Source organism: Salegentibacter sp. UBA1130 (assembly GCF_002311535.1).
Classification (GTDB): Bacteria; Bacteroidota; Bacteroidia; order Flavobacteriales; family Flavobacteriaceae; genus Salegentibacter; species Salegentibacter agarivorans.
Genome location: NZ_DCAP01000017.1, coordinates 1 through 5,833, shown reverse-complemented (window position 1 = coordinate 5,833; position 5,833 = coordinate 1). Strand labels below are relative to the sequence as shown.

General features: G+C 36.7%; 8 protein-coding genes. 4 read left to right on the top strand and 4 right to left on the bottom strand.

All coding sequences use genetic code 11. The features are described from left to right. From B4F31_RS05150 to B4F31_RS05135, 4 genes are all read right to left on the bottom strand, one after another. Positions 1–132 (bottom strand): GDCCVxC domain-containing (seleno)protein (locus B4F31_RS05150; protein ID WP_286760766.1); only part of this gene is annotated, 132 nt, incomplete at its 3' end. A gap of 13 nt (positions 133–145) precedes the next feature. After that, positions 146–1,492: a dihydrolipoyl dehydrogenase family protein gene (locus B4F31_RS05145; protein WP_208225764.1), complete on the bottom strand. Its 1,347-nt coding sequence runs from the start codon at positions 1,490–1,492 to the stop codon at positions 146–148. Continuing rightward, positions 1,493–2,116: a mercuric transport protein MerTP gene (merTP, locus tag B4F31_RS05140; RefSeq protein ID WP_133549886.1), complete on the bottom strand. Its 624-nt coding sequence runs from the start codon at positions 2,114–2,116 to the stop codon at positions 1,493–1,495. It lies immediately after the preceding gene. Position 2,117: 1 nt separating this feature from the next. Beyond that, positions 2,118–2,483: an ArsR/SmtB family transcription factor gene (locus tag B4F31_RS05135; RefSeq protein ID WP_093406103.1), complete on the bottom strand. Its 366-nt coding sequence runs from the start codon at positions 2,481–2,483 to the stop codon at positions 2,118–2,120. A gap of 700 nt (positions 2,484–3,183) precedes the next feature. Between B4F31_RS05135 and B4F31_RS05130 the strand changes: the two genes are divergently transcribed. The 4 genes from B4F31_RS05130 to mobB form a co-directional block, all read left to right on the top strand. Next, a complete protein-coding gene (locus B4F31_RS05130; RefSeq protein ID WP_037317165.1) occupies positions 3,184–3,528 on the top strand; it encodes a single-stranded DNA-binding protein in 345 nt (114 codons plus the stop codon). Between the two features lie 78 nt (positions 3,529–3,606). Beyond that, positions 3,607–4,056: a JAB domain-containing protein gene (locus B4F31_RS05125; RefSeq protein ID WP_037317162.1), complete on the top strand. Its 450-nt coding sequence runs from the start codon at positions 3,607–3,609 to the stop codon at positions 4,054–4,056. 674 nt (positions 4,057–4,730) lie between these two features. Beyond that, positions 4,731–5,132 carry a BfmA/BtgA family mobilization protein gene (locus tag B4F31_RS05120; RefSeq protein ID WP_057481270.1) on the top strand — a complete coding sequence of 134 codons (402 nt, stop codon included), beginning with the start codon at positions 4,731–4,733 and terminating at the stop codon, positions 5,130–5,132. 11 nt (positions 5,133–5,143) lie between these two features. Further along, positions 5,144–5,833, top strand: a 690-nt coding sequence (gene mobB, locus B4F31_RS05115) for a MobB family relaxase (RefSeq protein WP_286760765.1), incomplete at its 3' end; no start/stop codon positions are given.

Below are 5,833 nucleotides of genomic sequence, written 5' to 3'. Positions count from 1 at the left end.
TTCTTTTGGTTTTAATAAATGCTTACAATTATCACATTGGTAAAAAAACTGACAGGCTGTTGTGGGCATTTCCTCTTCTTTTGTGTGTCCGCAACCAGGACATTTAATGGTAGAAACTAGTTCTATTTCCATAATCTATTTGTTTTTAAAGCATATGAGGAATATCCGATGACAAAGTCGGATACGCAAAGATCATCGTCCTTAACTCATTGATTTTCATTTTGGTCTTTATTGCCATGGCGAATAAATTGATGGTTTCCTCTGTGTTAGGACCTATTAAATGTGCCCCAAGAATAGTCTGATTCTCTTTATCAATAATCGTTTTATAAGTATATTCTTTAACATTCAGTCTTTTTGCATTGAACCAGCTTTCCGCATTGTTATAATTGACCTGATATTCTATCTGTTTTGATTTGGCTTCTGCTTCGGTCAATCCTACTGATGCCAGGGTAGGTAAAGTAAAAACTACGGAAGGCATTGGTGGATAATTAACTTTTTTCTTGTTCCCTTTGATGATGTTTGATGCTACAACATGTCCTTCCATCACCGCGACCGGTGTAAGGGGCAAGCCTCTGGAATCTGCCGAATCTCCTGCTGCATAAATATTAGGGTTAGAGGTGCTTTGAAGGTATTCGTTGACCAGGATTCCTTTTTTTGAAAAAGATATCCCTGCTTTTTCCAAATCTAAATCAAAAATAGCGGGAGGACGACCGGCCGAGTTAAAGACAGAGTCAGTCCTATAAGTTACCTCTTTTCCATTGGATTTTCCTGTTACTACAAAATGATCTTCTTTCTTTTCAATTTTTGAGACTTCAGTTTCCAAAACCAGTTTAATTCCCAGGTTTTGCGTTGCATTCACAAGATGTTGTACAATGTCATGGTCAAAGTTTTCCAATGGATGATCACCACGATGTAATATGGTTACATCGGCACCGGCCCGCGCAGCGATATGGGCAAATTCAAAGGCAATGTAGCCTCCTCCAATAAATAAAAGTGATTCAGGTAGCTTTTTCAGGGTAAGGAAATCTGTACTTGAAAGTGCTAATTTTCCACCTTCAAAATCCAGTACCCGGGGTTTTGCACCTGTTGCGATCACGAATTTCCCAGCTTCAATAACTTTATCACCTAACTGTAAGGTGTTATCAGATAAAAATTTAGCTGAAGTGTGATAGGTGTCTATGTCTTTATTCTTATATCCTTTTTCAATTTTAGGAGGCATGGCATCGACAAAAGATTGCTTAAAAGCCATAATATCTTCCCAATTGACTTCAGGCACAGTATCTATTCCATTTCCTTTAAGTCTTTGGGCAAAATCACGTACTTCCGTTGCTCCTATAATCACCTTTTTAGGATCACAGCCTCTTAGGGCACAGGTTCCACCGTAGGGAAGTTCATCAGTAATGCCCACCTTAAGGCCTTTGGAGGCACATTTATTAGCAACAGTCATACCTGACATCCCGGAACCTATTACAAATACATCATATTTTTTCATCTACTTCTCTTTTTTATTTTCTGTATCGATTACTTTATAACCAGTTGTATTTATTGCTTTTCTGATTGCGGTTAAATCGACTTTAGTTTTATCATATTCTACCACGGTATTAGTATTTGCGTAACTCGCCTTGACTGATAAAATACCATCTAGGTTATTTACCTCACTTTCTACGTGGGCTTCACAGCCTGCGCAGGTCATTCCCTCAACTTCAAAGGTGTGCTTTATTATGTTTGATTGAGAAACATACACTATATCTTTACTGGGCTGTGTATAAAATATATTGGAATAATAAGGGAAAGCCAGCATCAATCCGGCAAATACTGTTACCATGAACAGAAAATTTTTGGACTGCCAAAAAGATGGTTTTTCTTCCTCATCACAGGCACAATCTATTTCTTCTTGTGTTTTAAGTTTCAATTTTAAATACCAGGCCAAACCAAGAATTCCTATAGTAAGCGCAATCAAATAAGGACGAAAGGGTTCTATCCAGGAAAATGTGGTGACAAGTCCACTACTACCTGCTAAAATTGCCAGGAGGGGAGTAATACAACATACAGAAGCAGTTACTGCAGTAAGCAAGCTAACAAAAGCTGGGCTGTTGGACATATTGGATGATTTCATTTTACGCAGTTTTTTTAACCATTTTAATTGTAGTGAAAACAGCATCAAGTACCGCTGTTTTATCCTTCACTAATGAATAATACAACGTTTGCCCATCTCTTCTTGAAGAGATAAAACCTGCATCTTTAATTTTGCGGATGTGTTGGGATATTGCCGGTACACTCATTTCTAAAATATCAGCAATATCACAAGGGCATAATTCGTCTTCCATATTCAAAAGGAATAAAATTTTTAAGCGTACTTCACTACCAGCAATCGATAGTAGTTTGGTCATATCTTGAAAATTATCATCCATTCTTTCCAAAGTGTTTTTGCAATTAAGAAGTTGTTGATGATCAGCCTGAGCTCTTGTACACGAAATTTCCATGGTTAATCTATTATTTAGAGATCAAAAGTATAATAAAATACGTATTTAAGCAAATTCTTAAATAATAGTTAGTATAAATATTCTGCTTCATACATTTAAGAGATTATGACCACTAATTTCAAAGACCTTCTGGTTGTAAATCGGTCAGCACATTACCGCTTCATTCTGCGAAATGCTCCATTTCGGGTAAAGAGCTTCCCTAAGAATATCTTGGGCATCCTTTTTATTTTCCTAAGATGTATCTGACATATAGTAGTTATCGCTCCTCGTGTAGTTTTATACTTAACGAAGTAAAAAAGGACGCCCGCTAAATCGGAATTCCATTCTTGCTTTTACTTCACTTCCGGTTGTTTCTCAATTTCAGTATTTCCATTTCCTTCCCGGCCGTTGCTGTCCCTACCTTTTTTGTAATGCAAAATACCAATATTTAGAAGTTAGTACAGGTTGCATAAGCCAGTCGTCCCTCCTTTTTATAAACCTTCCCTAATTCTAAATATTGAAAATGTATCAGCATCAAAAAAGGTAACAGCAAACGGCTCTATAGGAAGTAAATCAACAAATAACAATTATGAAATCATTTCAAAACAACATACCCGGAAGCGAAATAAAAAAATTAAAAAAGGAAAACGCTCCGGATATAATAAGTAAATCAATGTTTAATCAACCTGCAAAAAAAAGCAGGTATCTAAATCTTTTAATTATGAGTAATCTAAGAAATCAAGTACAGTTAATCGGAAACGTGGGGAATGCCCCTGAAATTAAAAACTTCGAAAGTGGTAAAAAAGTAAGCAGTTTTTCACTGGCTACCAATGAATACTATCACAAGGAAGGAGAGAAAATTCAACAAACCGACTGGCACAATGTAGTGGCCTGGGGAAAACAGGCACAGCTTATCGAGAAATATGTTGATAAAGGTAAAGAAGTGGCTATCCGTGGCAAACTAACTTCCAGATCCTATGAAACCCAAAGCGGAGAGAAACGATATGTTACCGAAATTTTAGTAAGTGAAATCCTCTTTCTTGGAAATAGAGAAATTACTGATTAAGAACCCAAAAAACAAAGAGGGCGTTCCCTTCGAAAGTTGCGCCCTCTTTTAATTATTAACCCTTTAAATAAGCTAATAATGAAATCCAAAGTTAATGAAATAGCGATAAGCTACAGCGGAAGTTTAAAAACAAATTTGCTTCCAAAAATAACCAGTTCCAGGTGTGCGGCAGAATTAGCCTTTGAGCAATGGAATAAAAATAATATTGAATTGCAGGAAACTTTTAAAATTATACTGCTCAATAATGCTAATAAGGTTAAAGGAATTTATGAAGTTTCCAATGGAGGTATTACCGGAACCCTGGTCGATGTTCGAATCCTATTTGCAGTAGTATTAAAGTCCTTAACCACGGCAATAATTTTATTGCACAATCACCCCAGCGGAACCCTTAGACCAAGTGAAGCAGATAAAAGCCTGACCAGAAAAATTAAAAATGCGGCATCATTTTTTGATGTTAAAGTACTGGATCATATTATTCTTATTCCTGATGGTAATTATTACAGTTTTGCGGATGAAGGAATTCTGTAATTTTTAAAAAGTAATTTTTAAACAGATTTTAAAACACTTCTATTTTTAGAGGTGTTTTTTTAGGCTCAGATATTTCTTAATAAATCTTTTAAGCAAAGCAGTTCTATAACAGAACTATAAAAATAGCTTAGTTGGTTGTGCTCAAAAAATAAGGAGCATTTCACTCTCAACTTAAGAAAAAAAGGAAAATCCGCTGTTACCTGGATTTTCCTTTCTATCATTAAATGAAAAATTCAAATGATTATAAATATAGAAAAAAAATTATTCGTTAAGTATTCTTTGCCTTGATTTTATAAAAAAAATGTATCTTTATTTAGCTGATCTTCAGCATTCAAATTTACGCAGGGCTATCCATTTTTGACTTTCGCCGATAAACCTGCACATCAATAAATTATTAATCCGGAAATTTTCTCCGGGAATTGGCAAGTGGCTTTTGACTGTCTATTAAGACAGCCAACAGACCAAATTGTACGGAATTTTTGTCCCGCGCTGCGGGACGAAAAGGAGTAGCAAGAGGGTAACACGCTACGCGATGTTAAGCACTCCTTTTCGTTTTTAAATAACTGTAAATCAGTTGTTTAAAATTTATTCAAATTCCTGAGTTTAAGCAATTTGCGACAAATGCCCTGCCAACGCCCATTTTTAGGGAAGAATTTGCGACAAATCGGCGAATTATGGACTCATTTATCGGCATCAGGTTTAAAAAGGAAACGGCAAAACGTTTCCAGGAATTTTCAAGAACACACTTCAAATCGCACACCGAAGCCCTGGAAACAATGCTCGACTTTTTCTTTTATAATGAAATCTCCCCACACGAAAGATTGGGCCCAACCGGGAGAACTATCGAAGCTTCTTTTAAAAAACGTATCAATGCGGTTATTGCCATTATGCGTGATATGGAGAAAACCCAAACAAAACCTACCGCGGCGATGATCGCTTCACTTTTCCAAACCGAAGTACCTCAAAAGAAACCACTCATCCTGGAAAAGAAAATCCTCCGGGAGAAAAAGGATGGTATTCCCAAACAGGAACGAGATGGTTTGGGTGAAAAGAATTTTTCTGATAATAACCTGTAAAATTTCCTGCTATGTATATCACCATCACACCTCAAAAGTTAGGGGGGAATTACTCCCAAAGTTCCGCCGGTTTTGTTAGCTATCTCGAAAAGGAAAACGAAGGCGTAGAAGAAGTGGCAAAGGAACATTTCTTTAATCAATATGAGGATGCCATCACCCCGGAGGAAGTCGTAAAAGAAATTGATAACAATACCGCCAAGCTCAAAAAGAAAGAACCGAAGTTCTATTCCATTACTGTTAGCCCTTCCAAATACGAATTAAAACGCCTGCAAAATAGTAGCAAGGATCTAAAAAGGTATACCCGGGAACTGATGAAGGATTATGTGGCCTGTTTTAACCGGGAGATAGACGGAAGGCCAATTAATATCAATGATATTAAATATTACGGTAAAATTGAACATAGCAGGAGTTTTAAAGGTACAGATCGCCAGGTTCGCGAAAACCAGCCTTATGCTACTAAAATTCTTCAACTCAAAAGTGAAATCCGAAAAATAGAAACCGGACTGATGCAAGGAAGTATTCAAAAAAGGGAAAAAGAAATTGAGAAACTGGAAGCACAGGCGCCACACTGCCAAGATGGTAAGCGAATCGTACAAGGAATGCCCAAAGCAGGCAACCAAAGCCATATCCATATTATCGTAAGTAGAAAAGATGCTTCCAATTCGGTTAGCTTATCACCGGGAAGTAAATACAAAGCTTCG